The organism is Litoreibacter sp. GN1-5 (assembly GCF_055693805.1).
The window spans coordinates 618,400-640,257 of the sequence record NZ_JBVFUP010000001.1 but is presented as its reverse complement, the minus strand read 5'-3'; the positions used below and the strand labels follow the sequence as shown (position 1 = coordinate 640,257).

At 54.4% G+C, this 21,858-nt stretch carries 20 protein-coding genes and 1 pseudogene; 7 read left to right on the top strand and 14 right to left on the bottom strand.

The window, feature by feature from the left end; genetic code table 11:
• Nucleotides 1-78 precede the first annotated feature (78 nt).
• The gene (lexA, locus tag ACZ1HF_RS03220; RefSeq protein ID WP_472656150.1) at nt 79-765 is read left to right on the top strand and encodes a transcriptional repressor LexA; all 687 of its coding nucleotides are present in this window, start codon (nt 79-81) and stop codon (nt 763-765) included.
• 17 nt (nt 766-782) lie between these two features.
• On the opposite strand, the gene ACZ1HF_RS03215 is transcribed toward lexA, so the two are convergent.
• Nucleotides 783-1,691, bottom strand: a complete 909-nt coding sequence (locus ACZ1HF_RS03215) for a LysR family transcriptional regulator (RefSeq protein ID WP_472656149.1) — start codon at nt 1,689-1,691, stop codon at nt 783-785.
• Between the two features lie 120 nt (nt 1,692-1,811).
• Here ACZ1HF_RS03215 and ACZ1HF_RS03210 point away from each other — a divergent pair, with 120 nt between their 5' ends.
• Entirely contained in the window at nt 1,812-2,378 is a 567-nt protein-coding gene (locus tag ACZ1HF_RS03210; RefSeq protein WP_472656148.1) for a class I SAM-dependent methyltransferase, read from the top strand.
• Between the two features lie 31 nt (nt 2,379-2,409).
• Here ACZ1HF_RS03210 and ACZ1HF_RS03205 read toward each other — a convergent pair whose 3' ends face one another.
• Entirely contained in the window at nt 2,410-4,479 is a 2,070-nt protein-coding gene (locus ACZ1HF_RS03205; RefSeq protein WP_472656147.1) for a ComEC/Rec2 family competence protein, read from the bottom strand.
• Nucleotides 4,480-4,543: 64 nt separating this feature from the next.
• Between ACZ1HF_RS03205 and gltX the strand changes: the two genes are divergently transcribed.
• Nucleotides 4,544-5,965, top strand: coding sequence for a glutamate--tRNA ligase (gene gltX, locus ACZ1HF_RS03200; RefSeq protein ID WP_472656146.1), 1,422 nt, complete (start codon nt 4,544-4,546; stop codon nt 5,963-5,965).
• A 105-nt stretch (nt 5,966-6,070) separates the two neighbouring features.
• Complete coding sequence (locus ACZ1HF_RS03195) at nt 6,071-7,360, top strand: citrate synthase (protein ID WP_472656145.1); 1,290 nt, start codon at nt 6,071-6,073, stop codon at nt 7,358-7,360.
• 84 nt (nt 7,361-7,444) lie between these two features.
• Here ACZ1HF_RS03195 and hemN read toward each other — a convergent pair whose 3' ends face one another.
• From hemN to ccoN, 9 genes and pseudogenes are all read right to left on the bottom strand, one after another.
• Nucleotides 7,445-8,800 carry an oxygen-independent coproporphyrinogen III oxidase gene (hemN, locus tag ACZ1HF_RS03190; protein ID WP_472656144.1) on the bottom strand — a complete coding sequence of 452 codons (1,356 nt, stop codon included), beginning with the start codon at nt 8,798-8,800 and terminating at the stop codon, nt 7,445-7,447.
• Between the two features lie 45 nt (nt 8,801-8,845).
• The gene (gene ccoS / locus ACZ1HF_RS03185; protein ID WP_472656143.1) at nt 8,846-9,013 is read right to left on the bottom strand and encodes a cbb3-type cytochrome oxidase assembly protein CcoS; all 168 of its coding nucleotides are present in this window, start codon (nt 9,011-9,013) and stop codon (nt 8,846-8,848) included.
• Between the two features lie 3 nt (nt 9,014-9,016).
• Nucleotides 9,017-11,199: pseudogene (locus ACZ1HF_RS03180) on the bottom strand (heavy metal translocating P-type ATPase).
• A complete protein-coding gene (locus ACZ1HF_RS03175; RefSeq protein ID WP_472656142.1) occupies nt 11,196-11,675 on the bottom strand; it encodes a FixH family protein in 480 nt (159 codons plus the stop codon). Before ACZ1HF_RS03175 ends, ACZ1HF_RS03180 begins: the two are co-directional and overlap by 4 nt.
• Nucleotides 11,672-13,090, bottom strand: a complete 1,419-nt coding sequence (ccoG, locus tag ACZ1HF_RS03170; RefSeq protein WP_472656141.1) for a cytochrome c oxidase accessory protein CcoG — start codon at nt 13,088-13,090, stop codon at nt 11,672-11,674. Before ccoG ends, ACZ1HF_RS03175 begins: the two co-directional genes overlap by 4 nt.
• A 170-nt stretch (nt 13,091-13,260) precedes the next feature.
• On the bottom strand, nt 13,261-14,145 hold the full coding sequence (gene ccoP, locus ACZ1HF_RS03165) for a cytochrome-c oxidase, cbb3-type subunit III (RefSeq protein WP_472656140.1): 885 nt from the start codon (nt 14,143-14,145) through the stop codon (nt 13,261-13,263).
• Complete coding sequence (locus ACZ1HF_RS03160) at nt 14,142-14,375, bottom strand: cbb3-type cytochrome c oxidase subunit 3 (protein ID WP_472656139.1); 234 nt, start codon at nt 14,373-14,375, stop codon at nt 14,142-14,144. The genes ccoP and ACZ1HF_RS03160 overlap by 4 nt, the downstream gene beginning before the upstream one ends.
• A gap of 12 nt (nt 14,376-14,387) precedes the next feature.
• Nucleotides 14,388-15,149, bottom strand: coding sequence for a cytochrome-c oxidase, cbb3-type subunit II (ccoO, locus tag ACZ1HF_RS03155; RefSeq protein WP_472658968.1), 762 nt, complete (start codon nt 15,147-15,149; stop codon nt 14,388-14,390).
• 18 nt (nt 15,150-15,167) lie between these two features.
• Nucleotides 15,168-16,769 (bottom strand): cytochrome-c oxidase, cbb3-type subunit I, encoded by a 1,602-nt coding sequence (gene ccoN, locus ACZ1HF_RS03150; protein WP_472656138.1) that lies wholly within the window; start codon nt 16,767-16,769, stop codon nt 15,168-15,170.
• Between the two features lie 195 nt (nt 16,770-16,964).
• On the opposite strand from ccoN, the gene ACZ1HF_RS03145 reads away from it, so the two are divergent.
• Both ACZ1HF_RS03145 and ACZ1HF_RS03140 read left to right on the top strand, forming a co-directional pair.
• Nucleotides 16,965-17,405 (top strand): hypothetical protein, encoded by a 441-nt coding sequence (locus ACZ1HF_RS03145; protein ID WP_472656137.1) that lies wholly within the window; start codon nt 16,965-16,967, stop codon nt 17,403-17,405.
• The gene (locus ACZ1HF_RS03140) at nt 17,402-17,815 is read left to right on the top strand and encodes a universal stress protein (RefSeq protein WP_472656136.1); all 414 of its coding nucleotides are present in this window, start codon (nt 17,402-17,404) and stop codon (nt 17,813-17,815) included. Before ACZ1HF_RS03145 ends, ACZ1HF_RS03140 begins: the two co-directional genes overlap by 4 nt.
• On the opposite strand, the gene ACZ1HF_RS03135 is transcribed toward ACZ1HF_RS03140, so the two are convergent.
• Both ACZ1HF_RS03135 and fnrL read right to left on the bottom strand, forming a co-directional pair.
• Nucleotides 17,812-18,849 carry a DUF3500 domain-containing protein gene (locus ACZ1HF_RS03135; RefSeq protein ID WP_472656135.1) on the bottom strand — a complete coding sequence of 346 codons (1,038 nt, stop codon included), beginning with the start codon at nt 18,847-18,849 and terminating at the stop codon, nt 17,812-17,814. The genes ACZ1HF_RS03140 and ACZ1HF_RS03135 overlap by 4 nt on opposite strands.
• Nucleotides 18,850-18,924: 75 nt before the next feature.
• Nucleotides 18,925-19,665 carry a transcriptional regulator FnrL gene (gene fnrL / locus ACZ1HF_RS03130; RefSeq protein WP_472656134.1) on the bottom strand — a complete coding sequence of 247 codons (741 nt, stop codon included), beginning with the start codon at nt 19,663-19,665 and terminating at the stop codon, nt 18,925-18,927.
• A gap of 277 nt (nt 19,666-19,942) precedes the next feature.
• Between fnrL and ACZ1HF_RS03125 the strand changes: the two genes are divergently transcribed.
• A complete protein-coding gene (locus ACZ1HF_RS03125) occupies nt 19,943-21,142 on the top strand; it encodes an NADH:flavin oxidoreductase/NADH oxidase family protein (protein ID WP_472656133.1) in 1,200 nt (399 codons plus the stop codon).
• A 4-nt stretch (nt 21,143-21,146) separates the two neighbouring features.
• Here ACZ1HF_RS03125 and ACZ1HF_RS03120 read toward each other — a convergent pair whose 3' ends face one another.
• Complete coding sequence (locus ACZ1HF_RS03120; RefSeq protein WP_472656132.1) at nt 21,147-21,704, bottom strand: hypothetical protein; 558 nt, start codon at nt 21,702-21,704, stop codon at nt 21,147-21,149.
• Nucleotides 21,705-21,858 lie beyond the last annotated feature (154 nt).

Genomic DNA, 21,858 nt, shown 5'->3' with positions numbered 1-21,858 from the left:
TTGACACAAAACGGGAACACGGGTAGAACATCTGCGAACACTTATGATCAGAATGATCTATTGCAGGAGCCTGAGCAGATGCTGACGAAGAAACAGCTGGACCTACTGAAATTCATCCATGCCCGTGTGCAACGTGATGGTGTGCCACCGTCATTTGATGAAATGAAAGATGCACTGGATCTAAGGTCAAAATCAGGCATCCACCGCCTTATCACAGCGTTGGAGGAACGTGGTTTTATCCAGCGATTGGCCCATAAAGCGCGCGCTTTAGAGATTATCAAGCTACCCGAAAGCATGGAAAATGGTGGTTTCACACCGAAGGTGATTGAAGGCGACAAGATGCCCTCGCCGAAAGCCGCAATGCCGGTCGAAGCAATCCACGCGATGGAGTTGCCAGTGATGGGCCGTATCGCCGCTGGTACGCCGATTGAAGCGATTAGCGAAGTATCGCATCACGTTGCAGTGCCGGGGCAAATGTTATCAGGTGCCGGGCATCACTACGCACTTGAAGTCAAAGGCGACTCGATGATCGATGCCGGAATTAACGACGGTGATGTGGTCGTCATTCGCGAACAAAGCACCGCCAATAACGGTGATATTGTTGTGGCCCTTGTCGAAGGTCAGGAAGCCACGTTGAAACGCTTCCGCCGCAACGGGTCATCCATCGCTTTGGAAGCCGCCAACCCCGCCTATGAGACACGGGTGCTTCCCGATCATATGGTCAAGGTACAAGGTCGACTGGTGGGTCTGATCCGGTCTTATTAAGCTTTGATCTTTACGGTTCACCCACGAAGCTCAACAGATTTTGCCGGTATAGTATCGGCCAGCAGATCGTAGACAAGCCGGATACGACGGCTTGAATGCAGCTCTTGATGCGTGACAAGCCAGACAGGTATCGGAAATGGCTTAAAGCCCGGCAATGCCTGTTCAAGCTCTGGTGCCATAGCAGCCATTTCTTGCGATAACACTCCGACCCCAAGACCTTGCCGAACCAATTCAAGCAAGACCGACCCACTGGCAGACGTCAATTTGAAGTTCTGCCGGGTCACGGGGATACCGCGTTCTTTCAAAAATGGCACCATGCGCTCGACAGGATCCAAACCCACAAAATCTGCTGATGCAAGGTCCGATGATTTTGTTGGGCGACCAATCTGATCAAGATAGTCCGAAGCTGCGTAAAGATCAGCAGCGCTCTCATCCACAAGCTTGGCAATCAAATCCGGCTGCTCGGGGCGCGCATGGCGGATCGCGATATCAGCCTCGCGCCGCAGCAGGTTCTGCATTTCGTTCGATGCGATGATTTCCACCTCGATTGCTGGGGCAATGGTGCGCAGCTGCTTTAAAATGGGTGATAAAATATACGTGGCCATAAAATTTGTTGCGGTAATACTGACATGACCTGCAATCACTTGCGACCGCCCAGAAGCTGCCAGCGAAATATTCAAGGCCGCGTCTCTCATGGCTTGAAAGTGGTCCAGCAAATCAAACCCGGCTTGCGTCAAATTCAGAGAGCTTCCTGCCCGTTCAAACAGTATGACACCAAGGTCGGTTTCAAGCTGCGACACTTGCCGTCCTAAAGTCGGCTGCGTTTGGCCAAGTGCCCGTGCTGCCGCTGAAAGAGACCCTTCTTCCACCGTGGCAAGAAAGGCCCGCGCTTGGTTCCAATCAAAGGCAACTGACTTCCAGCTCATGGATTTATGTATACCCTCAAAACATTTTTTCGCAATTTCAATCGGATTTATGCATGGGTATTTTGGCCCGCAAAGCGAAAAACGTAATATAATCCACATATAGATTTTCAGGAGACGACAATGCCAACATCACCCAAGTTCTGGAACTGGATGGCAAAGCGCTATTCGCGCCAACCCATCGCAGACGAGGCGGCGTACCAGCGAAAGCTGAAAATTACGCAAGATCATTTGAACAGTGACATGAATATTCTGGAGTTCGGCTGCGGCACCGGATCGACCGCACTGATCCATGCGCCTTTTGTACGCAGCATTCATGCGATTGATTTCTCGGAAAAGATGATTGAAATTGCGATCCAAAAAGCCCAAACGCAGGGCGTTCAAAACGTCACCTTCGAAATCGCGACCATCGAAGGGCTTGTCGCCAAAGACGGCAGCTATGACGCTATTTTGGGGCTCAGCATTCTTCATCTGGTTGAGGATCCGGACTTAGTTTTACAGAAAGTGCACAAGCTGCTGAAACCAGGTGGCGTCTTTATCAGCAGCACTGTGTGTCTTGATGAACAAAATTGGATTATCAAGCGGTTGCTGCCCATCGGAACCGCTATCGGCCTGCTTCCGTTAATCCAGAACTTTATCAAAGACGGGCTTCTGGCCGCTTTAACCCGAGCCGGGTTTCAGGTGGACTAGGATTGGCAGCCTGCACCGGGAAAGGCAGTTTTTATCGTTGCCAGATCCGCAGCGCGTTCGGATCCCGGCTCGGAATAATTTCTAAGCCATCCTGATCCTGTCGGATCGCGTGCGATCCGCCGCGGCGTAGGGTGGTCTGGTTGATAACAGGGCAAGGCTGTGCGCCCCTGTAATGAGGTGCGATAACAAGATCGGCCTGCGCGCAATGGTCTGAGGCTTGTATCTCATCCAAATCTTTCGTGGCATCGAAGATGATCTGACGCGATCCAAGCTCAATCAATGCATATTTTGGCTGCATCCCGCCACGGGCGGCAGCTAAGTCTTGCGTGGCCGCGTCGCCGTCATTCTCCATCCAGCTTAGTGCTGTGAAACCATCGCCGCGAGACTTGTTCACGGCGCGCCCCTCAGGCCCAAGGACGCCGATCAAAAGCCCGCTTTCAGAGACCAGAACTGCTGGCCTGTCGGCCGCGCCCCATAAGATGCAGGCCAAGCCGATGACAGCCAGACCAGACAGACGCGCCCTGCCCTGCCATAAACACAAAATCAGCCCCCCAACAGCGATCAGGGGCAGCACAGCCGTATCCGGCGCAGGGATTAGGCTGACAGAGCCCTCAACCTGGGATGTGATACGGGCCACGGTCAAAATCCAGCTTAGACCAAGGCGCATCAACTCCAGCCCAATCCATTCCAAACCAAAGGGCGCACAGATTGCCGCGAAAACAGCAGCGGGCATAACAACAATCCCCATAACCGGGACGGACAGAAGGTTCGCAATTAAGCCGTAATGGGCCACCTGATTAAAATGCGCGGCCCCAAATGGCGCTGTAGCGGCACCTGCAATGGCCGATGAGATCAAAAGCGTCAGCACCGGACGCATCCATTTTGGTGCCATTTGCAACACTTGCGCATCACGCAACGCAGCGAAAACCGCAACCAGTGCTGTGGTTGCCGCAAAAGACATTTGAAAACCCGGCCCGGTCAAACTTTCGGGGGTGATTAGCAGAACGACCATCGCGGCAACTGCCACAACCCGCAATGTCAGTGCACGCCGTTCTAGGCAAATCGCTATGAGCATCACCATGACCATTACGAATGCCCGTTGCGTCGCCACGCTTGCCCCTGAAATCCCCAGATAGGCCAGCGCCATGCTCAACGCGGCAAGGGCTGCGATCTTTTTGCATGGCAAGCGCAAGGCAAGTGGCGGCGCAAGGGCAAAGCCAAACCGAACCATCCCGAAGATCACCCCGGTCAGAAGCCCCATATGTAAGCCGGAAATTGCCAGAAGATGGGCCAGGTTGGATCGCCGCAAAGCTTCTAGCGCTGTGGCATCAATGTCAGCACGATCCCCGGTCAAGATTGCGGCGGCGAAAGGCCCTTCCTTGCCCGGCATACCGGCTTTGATCCGATCAGAGAGGGTTTTGCGAAACGTGTAAAGCCACATGGAAAACCCGCCCTCGCCTGGTGGAAGCAGCAGCAATGCGGGGCTGCGCGTATACCCCACAGCGCCCAAACGCTGGAACCAGACCTTGCGCTGGAAATCAAAGCCCCCCGGTTCGACAGCCCCGGAAGGCGGCGATAAATGGCCCGACATCATCACCGTCGCGCCCGGCTCTGGTGTCAGAAAAGGTTGCTCACCATGGAGCGAGATACGTACAAAGCGGGGCGTTTTCGCGGGTGGCATGCGATCAAGAACAACCTGATCCAGCGTCAGACGGATTTTTTCCGACACGGATCGATCGATAGCGATGATCCGGCCTTGTACAGGCCCGTAATAACGATAGTCCAGCACCGGGGCTGCAACCATATGGCTGCGCAGACCTGCAATGCTGAAGCCAACGGCAACCAGCATCACCGCCCATATCAACGGGGATAGCGGCCTTGCATATCGAAAGGCCGCTCCGCACAATAAAACAACTGTTGCTGCAATGCTGTAGGTCCACAGTTCAGGCTCAAATAACAAAGCGAAATAGAGGCCGACCCCTGCGCCAAAGAAAACAGGCGCCCACGGCACCAGATGCCCGCGCTGACTGTCAATCAGCCTTATGAGACGCTCCTCGCATAAGCGAATAGCATGCGCGAACGGGGCAGCACTTGTTTCCATCAGATCGATTGCCTAAACACACGCGAGATTTAGCGCTATCACCCTTTCCAAAAGGTTAACCTTTATGCCCGTATCCAATATGCCCGTATCCAAGCCTGTCGTGACCCGTTTTGCCCCGTCGCCCACTGGTTTTTTGCATATCGGCGGCGCAAGGACGGCTTTGTTCAACTGGCTTTATGCCCGTGGCCGCGGCGGGAAATTTCTGTTGCGGATCGAGGATACGGACCGCGAACGCTCGACGCCCGAGGCAACAGAGGCGATCCTGAAAGGGCTGACATGGTTGGGGTTGGATTGGGATGGCAATGCTGTCAGCCAACATGGTGCATTGGCTCGCCACGCCGATGTCGCGCAACAGATGTTGTCTGCGGGCACCGCCTATAAATGCTTCGCCACGCAGGACGAGATCGCGGCATTCCGCGAACAGGCACGGGCCGCCGGGCAATCAACTCTGTTCCGATCCCCTTGGCGGGACGTGCCGGGCACGGATCATCCGGACGCGCCTTTCGTCGTGCGCATAAAAGCCCCGCAAACTGGCGAAACAGTAATTGAGGACGCAGTGCAAGGTAAAGTGACCTGGCAGAATGATCAGCTTGACGACATGGTGCTGTTACGCTCGGACGGGACGCCGACTTATATGCTGGCGGTGGTTGTTGATGATCACGATATGGGTGTGACCCATGTGATCCGGGGCGATGATCACCTTGCCAATGCAGCGCGACAATCGCTGATCTACCGCGCCATGGGCTGGGATTTACCCGTCTTTGCCCATATCCCGCTTATTCATGGACCTGATGGCAAGAAACTGTCCAAACGTCATGGCGCGTTGGGTGTCGAAGAATACCAGGCAATGGGGTACATACCTGCAGGCCTGCGCAACTATCTGGCCCGATTGGGGTGGAGCCATGGCGATGATGAAGTGTTCACAACAGACCAAGCGCTTGAATGGTTCGACCTCACGGGGATAGGCAAAGCCCCTGCGCGGCTGGATTTCAAGAAGATGGAAAGCATTAACAGTCAACATATCGCCATGAGTGATGATGCGCAGCTATTGCAAGATATTGACGGGTATATGACAGCGAATGACATCCCGCCGCTTTCTGCAACGCAGAAAGACGGACTTGCGCGGGCAATGTTTTGTTTGAAAGACCGCGCAAAAACTTTGGGCGACTTGCTAGCCAAAGCACAATTTGTGCTTTCAGCACGCCCGCTTACACTAGATGAAGCCGCATCAAAACAACTTGATGAAACGGCACGTGCTGTATTGCATGAATTGACGCCGCACCTGCAAACTGTTAGCTGGGACCGTGAACCGCTAGAGACAGCAGTTGCAGGTTTTGCCGAAGCACGTGGGCTTAAACTTGGAAAGCTCGCAGGACCGTTAAGGGCAGCACTTGCAGGGCGCGCTGTGTCCCCCAGCGTATTCGATATGATGACTATCCTTGGCCGCGAGGAAACCCTTGCCAGACTAGGTGACATTGGCAACTGATTGAAACATACGCCTGTTTCCTTCGGCCTATAAATTCGGCTTGAGCCGCAACTAGCAGAGGCTTGCGAACGCGCAGCCGCTGAAACCGTGAGAAAGAGAGCATAGATGTCTGATAAAACCGCAAAACTCACCTTCGGAGACACAGAGCTGGAGCTGCCAATCTACTCCCCCACAGCGGGGCCGGATGTAATTGATATCCGAAAGCTCTATGCGCAAGGGGATGTGTTCACCTACGATCCCGGTTTTACCTCTACGGCAGCCTGTGACAGCACCATCACCTATATTGACGGTGAAAAGGGTGAGCTTTTGCATCGCGGCTACCCGATTGATCAACTGGCAGAAAAATCCCATTACCTGGAAGTTTGCTATCTGCTTCTTTATGGCGAATTGCCATCGGCAGAACAGCTTGAAGACTTTGAATACCGTGTGACCAATCACACGATGCTGCATGAGCAAATGATGAATTTTTTCCGTGGGTTCCGCCGCGATGCTCATCCAATGGCTGTTATGACCGGCGTTGTCGGGGCCATGTCTGCCTTTTATCACGATTCCACCGATATTCACGATCCGTGGCAGCGCGAAGTCGCCTCGATCCGCCTGATTGCAAAAATGCCCACGATTGCTGCAATGGCTTATAAGTATACGATCGGTCAGCCTTTCGTGTATCCACGCAATGATCTGGACTACGCGTCCAACTTCCTGCGCATGTGCTTTGCCGTGCCTGCCGAAGATTACGAGGTCAACCCGATCCTTGCCCGCGCAATGGACCGGATATTCACGCTGCATGCGGATCATGAGCAAAACGCCTCGACCTCGACGGTGCGCCTAGCCTCGTCATCAGGCGCAAATCCGTTTGCCTGTATCGCAGCTGGTATTGCCTGTCTGTGGGGGCCTGCGCATGGCGGGGCCAATCAGGCTTGTTTGGAAATGCTTAATGAAATCGGCACGGTAGACCGTATCCCGGAATATATCGCGCGCGCCAAGGACAAAAACGATCCGTTCCGCCTGATGGGCTTTGGACATCGGGTTTACAAGAACTTTGACCCACGCGCGAAGGTTATGAAACAGTCCGCAGACGAAGTGCTGGATCTTCTTGGGGTAGATAACAAGCCAATCCTGCAAGTGGCGAAAGAGCTTGAGAAACAGGCTTTGAGCGATCCATATTTCGCCGATAAGAAGCTGTTCCCGAATGTAGATTTCTATTCCGGCATTATCCTAGAGGCGATGGGCTTCCCAACATCGATGTTCACCCCGATCTTCGCGCTTAGTCGCACGGTTGGGTGGGTGTCCCAGTGGAAAGAGATGATCGCCGATCCAACCATGAAAATCGGTCGCCCGCGGCAGTTGTATAAAGGTGAGACGCTGCGCAACTATGTGGATATCGAGAAGCGCTAAAGCACCTCATAGTTTAGATTCAAGCCACCCGCGTCAGAATCTGGCGCGGGTTTTTACGTGAAACCTCAAAAATAGCCCTTATTGCTATGAAGCCTTTGAATACCGCGCGCCCTCAACAGCGTAGGCATCAAACTGATTGGCAACCATGCGCGCCAGAAGGCGCATCTGCGCAGGAATAGTCAGCCGGTTCCCTTCCCGTGTGACATGGGGCGCGAACATATCGCTGCAAACGTCCAGAAGTGGCTCCAATACGTAAGCCTCTGGTCCAAAGCTTTCCGCAAGCTCGTCCAGATCAAGCGACAGGTCACACATCAGGCATTCGATTGCCCGCGCCTGCAGCTTGTCGTCTTGCGACAAAACATGCCCACGTGATCCCGCCAGTAAACCCTCCCGAATACGTCCGGTGTAGGCAGCCGTTGCTGGCGCATTCTGTGCATACCCCCCTTCGTAGCGCGAAATGGAAGATGCGCCGAGCCCAATCAATGTTGGACAACGATCATCAGTATAGCCCTGAAAATTTCGCCGTAACGCCCCTGTGGTCAGTGCCTTGGCAAGTTCATCATCAGGCTTTGCGAAGTGATCAATACCCAAGGCTGTGTAACCGTCAGTTACCAATGCAGCTGAGACGTCTTCGAACAGCATGTAGCGTTGCGCATCATCTGGAAGCGCGTCTTCCGAAATCAGACGCTGACGTTTCGCCATCCAAGGTACATGGGCGTAGCCAAACAGAGCAATTCTGTCAGGCTCAAGTGACAGAACCTTATCAAGGGACGCGCGAATACTGGTGCGGGTCTGATGTGGCAAACCATAGACAACATCCGTGTTGAGTGAGACGATCCCAACAGCGCGCAGCGCGTCTACACAGGTTTTCGTTTGCGCATAGCTCTGTTGCCGACCAATCGCGTCCTGCACCCTTGGATCGAAATCCTGAATACCAATGCTGGCGCGGGTCATCCCAGCCTCTTTCAGTGCCGCGATCTTGGGATCATCCACAAGGGTGGGATCGATCTCAACCGAGAACTCCCACTCCGCAGCCGGAGGCAAAACGTCTTTTATCGCCGCAGCAAGCTTTGCGATTAAAGACGGATTTAGGATTGTTGGCGTACCACCACCCCAATGCAGCCGACCCATTTTTATGCCGTCTGGCAAATGCTGGGCAAGAAGATCCAATTCAGCGCGAACCGTATCAATATAAGCTTCAACCGGGGCCAGTGTGCGCGTGCCCTGTGTTCGACAGGCGCAAAACCAGCAAAGACGTTCACAAAACGGGATGTGGATATAAACCGAGACGGGCACAGCCGGATCAAGCTTGCTCAGCTCTTTCACCTGAAAGGGTGCACCCGTCCCGGTCGAGAAGACCGGCGCAGTCGGGTAGCTGGTGTAGCGCGGAATGCGCGCATCAAAAAGGCCAAGCCTGCGAAGTTCGGTCAACGTTTCCATAAGGTCAGGATAGTTGCGCCCGTGGCAAAGGCGCCTTGATCCAGATCATGATTTCTCATCAGATGAAGGTGCATCGTCGTTTTCCATCAGAATGCGGTGGGCCTCGCCCTCCAAATCATCATACTGATTTGATTTCAGGCTCCATACAAAAGCTATAAGCCCAAGCCCGCCAAGGGTCAGGGATGCCGGGATCAGATAGACAAGCACATTCATGGCCTACCTCACCCGCAATGCGTTCACGAGCACGGTGATCGAAGATGTTGACATGGCAATCGCCGCGATCAGGGGGTGACAAACCCAAGCATCGCAATGGGAATTGCAATACAATTATATCCCGCAGCCACCACAAAGTTTTCGATCACCCGCTTGCGGGCGGATTTGGCCGTGCTCAGTAGGTCCAGCAATGGGTCCAGACGATCCTGCAACAACACAACATCAGACGCCGCGCGGGACGCGTCAATCGCAGACGCGGGTGAAACCGACGCATAGGCGACCGAAAGTGCGCCGGTATCATTCAACCCGTCGCCCACCATCAAGACGCGTCGCCCGGCTTCGCTGAGCGTTTTGATATAGTTGACCTTTTCATCAGGCTTAGCGCTGGCAAGAAAGTCGCGAATACCAAGCTTCGCCGCAATATTTTCGGCGGCTGAAACTGTGTCGCCAGACAACATATGCACGTCATAGCCTTTGGCCATCAAGGCGGCGATGGTTCGGGCCGCGCCGGGGCGCAACTGGCTTTCCATTGGCAGATGCACTGCTGGCGCATAACCAATCCGAACCCAACTACCGCTGATCTGGCGGGTGCCGTCCGCACCCACCCATTCCGCAGACCCAAACCGTACCCGGGCACCGCCAAGGCTGCCTTCGGTGCCACGCCCCGGAACCTCGCGAATACTGTCCAGTTCTGCGGGCCGTATATCCGCCGCCTGCAAGCTTTGGGCAATCGTCATTGCAACCGGATGGCGCGAGACCTGCGCAAGGGCTGCGATAACTGACAGCGTTTCAGCATCTATATGGTCTAACGATCCTAATGTCAGAACCCCTTCGGTCAGGGTGCCAGTCTTGTCGAACACAACCGTATCAACTTCGCTCAGGCGTTCAAGCGCAGTTCCATCCTTGACCAACATCCCTTTGCGAAACAGACGACCAGCCGCAGCGGTTGACACAGCTGGCACGGCCAGACCAAGCGCGCAAGGGCAGGTAATGATCAGCAAGGCAATCGCGACATTCATAGCATAGCGCATATCCGCGCCGACCATGAGCCACCCCACGAAGCCCGCAAGCGCCAAAAGATGCACCGCAGGCGCATAAATGGCGGCGGCCCGCTCGGCCAGGGCGGTATAGCGGTTGCGCGCACTTTCGGCGGCATCGATCATTGTGACCATTCGGCGTAACGTGCTGTCTTGACCGATGGCCTTAACCTCAACGGTCATGGGGCCTGTAAGGTTCAGCTCGCCCGCGCAAACCTGATCACCAGTCGCAACCGAAACCGGCAGGCTTTCCCCTGTCAGAAGGGATCGATCCAGATCGCTTTGACCATTCAGAATACGACCATCAACCGGGATACGCTCCCCGGCAACGACTAGCACATGATCCCCAACCTTAACCTCGGACAGAGCCACGATGCTGGGGCCATCTTCTGTGATACATTTGACGCGCGGAACTTCGAGCGCGGATAACATCGCTGCGGCAGAGCGCGCAGCAGCGCGGCTGCGGTGATCAAGATACCTGCCGATCAGAAGGAAGAAGGTCAGCGATAGCGCCGCATCAAAATACGCGTGATCGCCGCCTTGCGCGGTCTCATAAACCGACATTCCTGCAGCCAGAATGATGGCCAGCGAGATTGGGACATCCATGTTCAACCGCCCCACACGCAGCGCTTGCAGCGCGTGTTGGAAGAAGGGTTGCGCGGAAAATGCGATGGCTGGCAGCGCGATCATCGCAGAAATCCAATGGAACATATCCCGCGTGGCATCCCCTGCCCCGGACCAGACAGCAACGGATAACAGCATGACATTCATCATGGCAAACCCGGCAACAGCCAGGCGCATCAACAGATCACGCCCGGTCGTGTCCTTGCCCTGCCCCAGAAGATCGCTTTCCAGCGATTGTGCGGCTATACCAAGCTCGGCAAGATGTTCGATCACGGCTTCAGGTTGCGTATCGCCGCTAACTTGTATCTGCACGCGTTTCTGGCTCAGATTGACGCGGGCAAGGGCAACATCGGCGCGCGCCATGAGGCCACGTTCGACCGTTGCGATACAGGCGGCACAGTGGATGCCGGGTAAAGACAGATCGATGCGCCTTGTGCCGGTTGCGTCTTTTGCAACCTGTTCGGCCAAAGGAGCTGCAGCGCAGGCAGGGCACGCACCGGGATATGGGTATTCCGCAAAGCTCATAATGCGCCCTTTACCCGCAACTGGATACGTTGCCGAAAAGTCGTGCCATCGCGTGCAGTCGCCAACAGGCGCAGATTCCAATAGCCGGGGGCCAGCGCAACGGGTGCCTCATAGGCCGAACCAGTCCAGACAAAGGCGGGCGCACTGTCATCACCCGTATGCGTGGCGCGCCCTAAAACACCGCTGATCTGGGTCGTCTTGACCGGATCGCCATTCGCGTCAGTGATACTGACGCTCAGCCTGTCATCCGTGGCAGTGGCCGCAACTGTCCAGCCAAGTGCATTCTGGGCTTCACGATCTGCATCAAAGGTCTGACTGGCGACATAGGAGTTTTTGACCTCCAGTCCCGGAAACGTATGAACCGCTTGATAGGCCAGCAGCAAATTCACGGCAATGATGATGCTAAAACCACCACCAAAGATTGCAAAGACATGCCAACCCGTCAGAGTTTTACCATTTGATGTGTCAGTGGTCATTGGCGTGCCTTTCCATTGAAACTTGTGTCGTTGTAAGCGCGCTCACCGCTTTCAAGATCTTCGACCCAGAAACGCAGATCGGTGCGCGCGACAGAGGCCGCTGGATCTTGCGAGCGGGCGGTAACATAGACCCGCTGTAAAAAGCTGGTATCCGCGGGCACGGTAATGGTCAGGCGATTTGTGCCCTCTAAGCCGATGCGCAAAGCTTCCTCTGAGGTCAGTGAGAGATGAAATTCACGGTCCTCGCCATGCTTGTTGCGCAACCGAACATCGTAGATATTACGGATCGAGCCATCACTTAGCGTTACGAAGGTTGGATTGCGCACGGGCGAGACGGTCAGCTCAATATCCGCCCGGATGAACAGCGCAAAGACCAGCCCGAACCCGATAAGGGACCACAGCGCGGTATATATGATGGTGCGCGTCCGCAGGATGTGTTGCCAGATAGGCTTGGCGGATTTGCCCTCGCGTTCTGCGGTCTCGTCGCTGAGCGCGAGGTAGTCAATTAATCCGCGTGGTTTTCCAATGCGGTCCATCACCTCGTCACACGCATCGATACACAACGCGCAAGTGATGCATTCCATCTGCTGACCATCACGAATATCGATCCCCATCGGGCAGACATTCACGCAAGCCATACAATCGATACAATCGCCCGTGGTGTTTTCGTGCTTCTTGCCCCGCGGTTCACCCCGCCAGTCGCGATAGGCAACGGTCAGCGAGTCCGGATCCATCATCGCCGCCTGAATGCGCGGCCATGGGCACATATAAATGCAAACCTGTTCGCGCATAAAGCCGCCAAAAATGAACGTAGTCGCCGTCAGAACCGCAACCGAGCCATAAGCCACGGGATGCGCATCAAATGTGACCAACTGTTTGGCGAGCGTCGGCGCGTCGGCAAAATAAAAAACCCAGGCCCCGCCAGTCGCGACCGTGATCAGAAGCCAAACGATCCATTTGGTCATGCGCAGGCGCCATTTGCGAGCGTCCCATTTTGCATTCCACAGGCGGACGCGCGCATTGCGGTCGCCTTCGATCCAGCGCTCCACCAGAATGAACAGGTCAGTCCAGACCGTTTGCGGGCACGTATAGCCGCACCAGACGCGTCCAAGGGCCGAGGTGAATAAAAATAAACCAAGCCCCGCCATGATCAGAAGGCCTGCGACAAAGTAGAATTCATGCGGCCAAATCTCGATCCAGAAGAAATAGAACCGCCGCCATGCCAAATCGACCAGCACCGCCTGATCCGGCAGGTTCGGACCGCGATCCCAGCGAATCCAAGGGGTTAGATAGTAAATCCCCAAGGTGATCCCCATGATCCACCATTTGAGATTCCTAAATTTACCCGATACACGACGCGGGAAAATAGGTTCCTGCGCAGCATAAAGAGATTGAGGCTGATCGGGTCCGCTCATTGCAGAGCTCCATTATAGTCCTGTTCGCTTATTTCTTATGACGAGTCGGGCTCTATGTTTCCTTGATACAGATCAAGAAAAGGGGCGTCCCGAGAGACGCCCCCTCCCTCATGACCGGTTGCAAATGGTAGCGATGCGCGAACAGGAGCTGCCAGATGCGAGGTCATGAGCTATTCCGGTGCTGTATCTTCCCCTCCGCCAAGCTGATGCACATAAGCTGCAACCGCGTTAACCTCAGCTTCTGTCAGACGGGTGCCCCAATTGGGCATGACACCGAACCGGGAATAGGTGATAGTTTCGCGCAAAGCTTCTGTATCGCCACCATAAAGCCAGATGGCATCTGTCAAATTCGGCGCGCCCTGATCGCGCATGCCCTTACCATCTTCACCATGGCATGACGCGCATTGCTCCTCGAACAGAACGGCCCCCTCGCCTACCAATGCGCTGTCATGATCCTGACCGGACAATTGCAACACATAATTCACAGTCGCTTCAATTTCTGGTTTTTCCAGCAATTCCCCAAAGGCCGGCATTTGCGACCAATGCGCATCCGCATCTGTGTCGTTACGGATCCCATGGCGAACCGTGTAGGCGATCGTGTCGATATCACCGCCCCAAAGCCAGTCATCATCCAGAAGGTTCGGATATCCCTTGCTGCCCGCAGCGCCGGACCCGTGGCATTGTGAGCAGTTGTTGCGGAATACCGCAGCCCCGCCAGCAATAGCGTAGCGATTCAGAGGTTCATTCTCAGTCAATGATGCCAGTTCAATATTCGCCAGCTCTTCTGTCAGAGCAGCGTTTTTATCCACGAATGATTGTATCTCAGCCGCGACCTCGGCCCGTGTTGAATAGCCCAGAAGACCTGCCGTGGCCCCTTGGATCATAGGCCATGCGGGATAGGCAATCGTGTAGCCAATGCCCCAGATGATTGTCAGGTAGAACGTCCAGAGCCACCAACGCGGCAGCGGGTTGTTCAGCTCTTCTATGCCATCCCAACTGTGCCCGGTTGTGTCAGTGCCGGTGATCGGATCAATTTTGTTTTTATCTTCGCTCATTTCAGGGCCTCCAGATCGAGGGATGCTGCACAGGTGCAGGTCTTGCAGGCACCGCAACCGAGGCTTGTTGCGGGTGAGGTTTCATTGCGAAACGGAATATCAGCCGTGTCCTTATGGATGGGGCGGCTGCCGGGGCGAAACGCCCAGATAACCACGCCCAGAAAGAAGAGAAACATTGCCAGCAAAACCCAGCTATCGGCCAGCTCACGTAAGAAGGAATAGGTATCCATGTCTGTGCCTCCTTACCGGCTTGCTTCTGGAGTAAAGGTCGAAAAGTCGACCAATGTGCCAAGCATTTGCAGATACGCAATCAGGGCATCCATTTCGGAGATCCCCGGCTGGTCATCAAAATTACGAACCTGCGCGCCTGGATAGCGTTCCAGAAGTGCGTCAAAATCGCTGTCGGGATCAGCTTGCGCTGCAAAATCTGCCGCAGCCTGTTCGATCATCTCATCAGTGTAAGGGACACCGACCATACGATGCGTGCTGAGCAGATCTTCAATATAGCGCCCGTCAATGATGGTTTCTTCAAGAAACGCATATTTCGGCATAATTGATTCCGGAACCACTGCTTGCGGGTCACGCAGGTGATCCACATGCCAAGCATCGGAATACCGCCCACCGACCCGCGCCAGATCAGGCCCCGTCCGTTTGGAACCCCATTGGTGCGGGTGATCATACATCGACTCTGCCGCAAGCGAATAGTGACCGTAACGCTCTACCTCGTCGCGCATCGGGCGGATCATTTGGCTGTGGCAGACATAGCATCCCTCGCGGACGTAGATTTCGCGCCCTGTCAGCTCCAGCGGGGAATATGGGCGCACGCCGTCCACATCCTCGATGGTGTTTTCCAGATAGAACAGCGGTGCGATTTCCACGATGCCCCCAACGGATACGACCAGCAGCGAAAAGACCAGCAACAGCGTCGGGCTCTTTTCCAGAATGGCGTGATAGTCGAGAAACCGTTTCTTCTTCGATGTCTCAGGCTGTGCTTCGTTATTCATTGTCATTTTCACGCCTCCTTATTCAGCCGGTGCCAGATTGGTGACAGCGCCTTGCGGCTCTGCCCCGCGAATAGTCATGATCATGTTCCAGGCCATGATCAGCGCACCTGTGAGGTAAAGCACCCCGCCAAGCCCCCGCACGATATACATCGGGAATTTTGCACTAACGGTGTCGGCGAAACTGTTCACAAGGAAGCCTTGGGCGTCGACTTCACGCCACATCAGGCCTTCCATAATTCCTGTGACCCACATAGACGCCGCGTAGAGAACGATACCAATCGTGGCGAGCCAGAAATGCCAGTTGATCGCCGCCATGGAATACATTTGCGGACGGTTCCACAGCTTTGGTGTCAGGAAGTAGAGCGCCGAAAATGTGATCATCCCGTTCCAGCCAAGTGCGCCGGAATGAACGTGACCAATGGTCCAATCAGTATAGTGGCTCAGGCTGTTGACCGCGCGGATCGACATCATCGGGCCTTCGAAAGTGGACATCCCGTAGAAGGCAAGACTGATCACCATCATGCGAATGATTGGATCGGTGCGCAGCTTATCCCATGCCCCTTGCAGGGTCATCAGACCATTGATCATACCTCCCCAGCTTGGCATCCACAGGATGATGGAGAACACCATACCCAGCGTAGACGCCCAATCCGGCAAAGCTGTATAATGCAAATGGTGCGGACCTGCCCAGATATACAGGAAGATCAGTGCCCAGAAGTGAATGATGGACAATTTATAGCTGAACACAGGTCGTCCGGCCTGCTTGGGCACAAAATAGTACATCATGCCTAAAAACCCTGCAGTCAGGAAGAACCCCACAGCGTTGTGGCCATACCACCACTGCGTCATAGCGTCCTGCACGCCGGCAAATAGTTGTACCGAACGTGACCCAAAGACAGAGACCGGAAGGCTCAGATTGTTGATCACATGCAGCATCGCAACGGTGATGATGAAGCTAAGCAGGAACCAGTTGGCAACGTAGATGTGTTTCTCGCGCCGGGTGAAAAGCGTGCCCATATAGACGGCCAGAAAGGCTACCCAGACAATGGTCAGCCACAGATCGACATACCATTCCGGTTCAGCATATTCCTTGGATTGCGTGGCGCCTAATAGATATCCGGTAGCGGCCAGCACGATGAACAGGTTGTAGCCCCAGAAGACAAACCAAGCCAGCTTGCCCCCCCAAAGTCGCACACCGCAGGTACGTTGTACGATGTAGAAGGACGACATGATCAATGCGTTGCCTCCAAACGCAAAAATCACCGCCGAAGTGTGCAGCGGGCGCAGACGTCCGAAATTCGCATAAGGTTGTGCCCAATCAAAATTGAGAACCGGAAAGGCCAATTGGAAGGCAATCACCACGCCAACCAGAAAGCCCACAACGCCCCAAAAACCGGTGGCAATAACCCCGGCTCTGATCACGTCATCCATATAGCCTGTTTCAGTGACCACTTGCACCGGTTCATCGGTTTGGCGAACCGTCCAGATGAACATGCCAAACGCGATGGCCATGATCAGCAAGGCATGGATTTGATAGGCCAGATCCCGCGCCCAATTTACAGCCATCGCTGCAAACAAGACCACGAGACCCAACAATATGATCTTGAAGTAGTGTAGCATACCGCGTGTCCCTCATGCGTATTCAGATGCCCGGACGACATCCGATTCCTGTTCGCAAGTTGGAAAATGCGGCGGCTTCAAGATTTGCGCCTTGATCTGTGTCAAAGAAGAGACTGCCCCAGTTTGCGCTGCATCAAATACGCTCCGGTATATGGTCGCTAGGCTAACCGCAGGATCAAATCAGCGAGGTTGGCCATGGGAATTGCAACAGGTTTTCAAACAATCACGACCATTGTGCACGATATGGAGCGTCAATCCGATGCAATTGACAGCGCAATTGCGACAGCCCGTGCGACGGGTGCGCATTTGAACATACTGGCTCTTGGCTTCGATCATACGGATCCGGGGTTTTATTATGCCGGGGCTCAGGCCATCGCGGTGGATGGGAATTATCAACAGGCATTGGAAGACGCCCAAACGCTTGAAACGCAGCTATCGGAAAAACTCAAACCCGAAATGTTTTCCTGGGATATCCGCCCGCTTGCCCTTCGCGCGGCTGAACTTGGGGCCTACGTGCGACAACGCCTGCGATTTTCCGATCTGTTCATCCTGCCCCGCCCCTATGGCGAAGACAAAACGGTCGAGGATGTGGCCCTTGTGGAAGCTGCTCTTTTGGGACGACAGCCCCGGTTTTGATCGTCCCCGATGGGTGGGCTCATGGGCTTGCGCCACATCATGTGACCATTGCCTGGAACGAAAGCGACGAAGCACTGGCAGCCTGCAAAGCTGCGCTCCCAGTTCTGATACAGGCCAACAAGGTCGAGATTGCGCTGATCGATCCCCCCAGACACGGACCGGATAGATCAGACCCCGGCGGGCTCATCGCGACTTATCTTGCCCGTCATGGGGCGCGATGTGAGATTTCGGTTCTGGCCAAAAGTGAGCCGCGCGTGGCCGCCATCCTGACCCGACACGGCAGAGAACAAGGCACTGACCTTATCGTGATGGGCGCTTACGGCCATCCCCGCATGCGCGAGGCCATTCTTGGCGGGGCCACACGGCAGATGCTGGAAACCTCGGAGATCCCGGTGCTGATGGCGCGCTAAATCACATGCGCGCCCATGTTACGTGTCAGGTCATGGCGTATGGCATGATGATGTTGCGGCTGATTTCTAAGCGTCGCAAATTCAATCAGGAACGTGCTGCCATGCAGGCGATAATAGATCGACTTGCCGTCCTCATTTGCCCCGGCCCAGCCGAACCTTGTGGCCATCAGATCACCCTCTGAAATGCGCGTTCTTTGCTGATCGGCCAGCGCCGTGGGCAAGTGATCGACGCAATAGACATCAAGGAGGCGAGTTAGCAGATCGATCTGAGATTGCGGCAGATCCCCCAAGGCAATGCCTTGGCGATCCGCGATCCGGTCCTCATTCCCCGCCGTGGTCAGAATATTGCCAAACGAGTCTTCCTGAAGCAAAGCCCCGCGCTTGTTTGTATCGCTCAGATCAGCAAATACGGTGCGCCCAACACTCTCTTCATCTGGTAGCACCACAAGACCTTTATGCGGACCGGATGGCACCGTGTTTGGCTCGGACGAGAAGGAAGACGGCGTAACCGATACCACCTGATCCCCCTGCAATGTATAACTGAGCGACAGATGGTGCCCTTCCCAGCGCCAGCCCCATGGGCTATCTGACGCGGGCGTTCCAAAAATCATCAAAGAAAAGCGTTCCCGGTTGCGGTCCGCACTGCCTTTGTTCCACTCATCCCGCAGAATATCCTGTTGCAGCATGATGTTCAGGGATGTCTCCATCCCGTCAGCGCTAAGGCCCGTGGACAACAGATCAAGCGCGCCATCCTTTTCCGCAGCAGACATACTTTCCAGTGGCAGGCCCGGAGCTACTGCAGAGCCGTGCATAAAGCTCCAGCGTTGGCGGGTTGGGTCATCGAATGCAAACTGCGCTGTTGCGCGTTTATCGTCGGGTAGCGTATCCAGCCATCGCACAGCTCTGTCGCGCATATCGGCACCGATGCCCTGTGCGGCAGCGGTATGCGGCATCCCGGTCAAAGCCAAGGCCGTGCCGCCGATAACGGTTTCACGCCGGGTCAAATTTAAAGAGTCGAATTTTCTATCTGTCATTGGATCGCCTCCGGCCAATTCCAGTTCAAGTATATAACCCGTTCTGCAAACCCGGCGAATGACAAATCTGTCAGGCTATATCAGCATACCGCCATCATCATCATCGCCGGTTTCGGCCATCAGCGCTTCGAGATCAGGCACGATTATTTGACGTTTGCCTTCCAGCTGGATCAAACCATCGCGCTTGAGCGAGGACAATTGACGGCTCACAGTCTCGATCGTTAGCCCCAGATAGTTCGACATGGCTTCACGGGTCAGAGGAAGTTCCACATGGACCTCACCGCTGATTGACTTCATTTCCAGCGTCGCAGTCCGGCGCGCGACTAAGTAGATAAGGCTTGCAATCTTTTCCCGGGCAGTCTTGCGACCCAGAAGCAGCATCCATTCACGCGCGGCGTCCAGTTCATCCAGCGTCATTTCCAGCAGGCGTTGCCCTATATGAGGCGTGTCCTGTATCATCTTCTCAAAAGGTTTGCGGCGAAAGCAGCACAAGGTCACATCTGTCGTGGCTTCGACATTATGCGTGGCCATCTCACGATTTGGGCGACCAATGAAATCTGATGGCAGCAAAAGCCCAACCATCTGAATGCGCCCGTCGGACATGGTTTGGGTCAAGGTGGCTACACCGGTGACGACAGAGGCCACAAAATCCAACTTGTCCCCGGCCCACAAAATCGTCTGACCCGCCTCGAAAGTGCGGTAGTATTTGATGTCTTCAAGTGTCTCCAGCTCATCCGTGTCGCATTTCGCACAAACTGCGCGAAACCGGATCGGACACTCTTCGCACGTCAGACCTTTGGTGTCATCCAATGTCATAGGTATTTCATTCTGTTCGCGTCTCTTGCGATCTGGGTAACACCATTTTACGCCTATGCCCAGTGGAGAGTTCTGTCGCTCCATTCTGTGAGCATTGAGGGACATAACGTTTTCTTTTAAGGCTTTCCGCGCAAAGAGTTTACTGCAAGCCATTGAAAATAAATATTTATAAAGAAATATACATTCTTCAATCGAATAGCTTCAGAACAAATGTTGGAGTTTAGGCCCATTTATAAGGATAAGTGGATTGGAGCCGAACAGTCATAGGAAGACAAGCATGATCGCGGATACCCGGAATTTGCTTTTTCAACCTCTTGAGCTTCCTTGTGGGGTCCTTTTGAAGAACCGCATCGCAAAATCGGCAATGTCAGACTCGCTGGGTGATGGAACCGGCACCCCAACAGACGCGCAAATGCACTTGTATCGGCGCTGGGCAAAAGGCGGTTTAGCCCTTTCAATTATCGGAGAAATACAGGGAACCCACCGATATGCCGAAAAGCCCGGCAATCTGGTCTTGAACGACACGTCAGATACAGAACGGTTTCGACAGCTCGCTAGGTGCGGTTCCGACAATGGCGCGCAACTGTGGCTGCAATTGGGACATGCTGGCGCGATGGCATACCCCCCGACCAGTGAGCCCAAAGGGCAAAGCGCGCTTGATATTCCGGGGCTTCGGTGTTCAGAAATGACCAGAAGTGAGATCAAAGCACTGCCGCTAGAATGTGCGAAGACCGCGTGTCTGGCGGAAAAAATGGGCTTTGGCGGTGTTCAAATCCACGCAGCACACGGGTTTTTGTTAAGTCAATTCCTGTCCCCTTTATTCAACAAAAGAGATGATGAGTACGGAGGACCCATCGCCTCTCGTATGAAGCTTTTATTTGAAGTCATCGAAGAGGTGAGAGCAGCAGTCAGCGCCAGTTTTCCGGTCGGCATAAAGCTTAACACAACGGATCAACTGATTGGTGGTTTGACACACGAAGATGCGCTGACAGTTATTGCAGCCCTGAATGGCACCCGCATTGACCTGATTGACCTTAGCGGCGGAACATATTTCCCGGGTGCGAAATCCGTGTCTGATAGCGGAGGCCAAGGCCCATACTTCCTAGAATTTGCCAAGCAAGCCCGCCAGATAACAGCCAAACCCCTTATGCTGACAGGCGGCTTCAAAACGCTGGATCAGGCTGCAGGCGCAATCGCAAGCGGCATGATCGATATCGTTGGCCTTGCCCGTGCCCTTATCCTTGAGCCTGACCTACCGAACAAATGGCAGAACGGACAAAACGCAGATGTAACTTTTCCAAAATTCAACACGCCTCCAGAAGGCGGAATAACGGCTTGGTACACGATGCGATTGACTGCAATCGCAGAGAAGCGCGAAGCATCGGATGTAGCAGATTTGAACCAAGCTATGGCCAACTATAACGCCCGGGATAGGGCACGGACCAAAACCTGGAGACAGCATTTCGAGGTTCAATAGCGTGCTACATAATTGCACCGACAGACCGTTCTGTGAAGACGCGAATATAGTCGCCGGGGGAAGACCCCGCCCAATAAACCCAAAGCCGGTGGGGATCGTCCTCATCTATCCAGACGTAATCGCCCTGCTCTAACCCGCGCAATTCTATGCTGATATAGTCCACGGATGTATTGGCCAGAAAATCCGTGGCCGCCATCGTATCCTGAAATGCCGCTACGCCCAGTATTGGTGCGTCAAAAAGCACATAGCCATAGTGGATGCCTGCAAGGCTGTCGAAAAAGACATAATGACTTGCGACGACAGTTCCGGCAGCGATAACACCGGCCTCGCCACCAATATCGACGCGGATCGGTTCAGCCAGCTCTATATTCTGATCCTCGTCAAAGGCATAAAGATTATCGGTGTTGAAGGTATCATTGCCGACAGAAAAAGGGACTTCGGTTTCAAGCTTAACAAACTGGCCCACCCCGTTCTGACGCAGTATTTCACCGTCAATGATTGTGGCTGACGCGGGGTTCGCCAGCGTCGCAATTGCCGTCACTATAACAAAGTCTCGAAGCATAAGATCCCTATCCTCGCACCCAACGCGTTGGGTTTCCCAAATTTTTCAAAGCTTTAGCGCGCTCAGAACAAACCTGCCAGCACTCAGATACAACCTCGCAACAATGTGTAGCCTGAGAAGGGGATCATTTCCTATCAAGACATCCCCGACCTGC

Coding starts and splice junctions, on each gene's coding strand:
- ACZ1HF_RS03175 (WP_472656142.1), bottom strand. CDS start 11,675: ATGACCACTGACACATCAAATGGTAAAACTCTGACGGGTTGGCATGTC.
- ccoG (WP_472656141.1), bottom strand. CDS start 13,090: ATGAGCGGACCCGATCAGCCTCAATCTCTTTATGCTGCGCAGGAACCT.
- gltX (WP_472656146.1), top strand. CDS start 4,544: ATGCCCGTATCCAATATGCCCGTATCCAAGCCTGTCGTGACCCGTTTT.
- ccoP (WP_472656140.1), bottom strand. CDS start 14,145: ATGAGCGAAGATAAAAACAAAATTGATCCGATCACCGGCACTGACACA.
- ACZ1HF_RS03125 (WP_472656133.1), top strand. CDS start 19,943: ATGATCGCGGATACCCGGAATTTGCTTTTTCAACCTCTTGAGCTTCCT.
- ACZ1HF_RS03135 (WP_472656135.1), bottom strand. CDS start 18,849: ATGACAGATAGAAAATTCGACTCTTTAAATTTGACCCGGCGTGAAACC.
- ACZ1HF_RS03195 (WP_472656145.1), top strand. CDS start 6,071: ATGTCTGATAAAACCGCAAAACTCACCTTCGGAGACACAGAGCTGGAG.
- ACZ1HF_RS03160 (WP_472656139.1), bottom strand. CDS start 14,375: ATGGATACCTATTCCTTCTTACGTGAGCTGGCCGATAGCTGGGTTTTG.
- ccoS (WP_472656143.1), bottom strand. CDS start 9,013: ATGAATGTGCTTGTCTATCTGATCCCGGCATCCCTGACCCTTGGCGGG.
- lexA (WP_472656150.1), top strand. CDS start 79: ATGCTGACGAAGAAACAGCTGGACCTACTGAAATTCATCCATGCCCGT.
- hemN (WP_472656144.1), bottom strand. CDS start 8,800: ATGGAAACGTTGACCGAACTTCGCAGGCTTGGCCTTTTTGATGCGCGC.
- ACZ1HF_RS03120 (WP_472656132.1), bottom strand. CDS start 21,704: ATGCTTCGAGACTTTGTTATAGTGACGGCAATTGCGACGCTGGCGAAC.
- fnrL (WP_472656134.1), bottom strand. CDS start 19,665: ATGACATTGGATGACACCAAAGGTCTGACGTGCGAAGAGTGTCCGATC.
- ACZ1HF_RS03210 (WP_472656148.1), top strand. CDS start 1,812: ATGCCAACATCACCCAAGTTCTGGAACTGGATGGCAAAGCGCTATTCG.
- ccoN (WP_472656138.1), bottom strand. CDS start 16,769: ATGCTACACTACTTCAAGATCATATTGTTGGGTCTCGTGGTCTTGTTT.
- ACZ1HF_RS03205 (WP_472656147.1), bottom strand. CDS start 4,479: ATGGAAACAAGTGCTGCCCCGTTCGCGCATGCTATTCGCTTATGCGAG.
- ccoO (WP_472658968.1), bottom strand. CDS start 15,149: ATGAATAACGAAGCACAGCCTGAGACATCGAAGAAGAAACGGTTTCTC.
- ACZ1HF_RS03145 (WP_472656137.1), top strand. CDS start 16,965: ATGGGAATTGCAACAGGTTTTCAAACAATCACGACCATTGTGCACGAT.
- ACZ1HF_RS03215 (WP_472656149.1), bottom strand. CDS start 1,691: ATGAGCTGGAAGTCAGTTGCCTTTGATTGGAACCAAGCGCGGGCCTTT.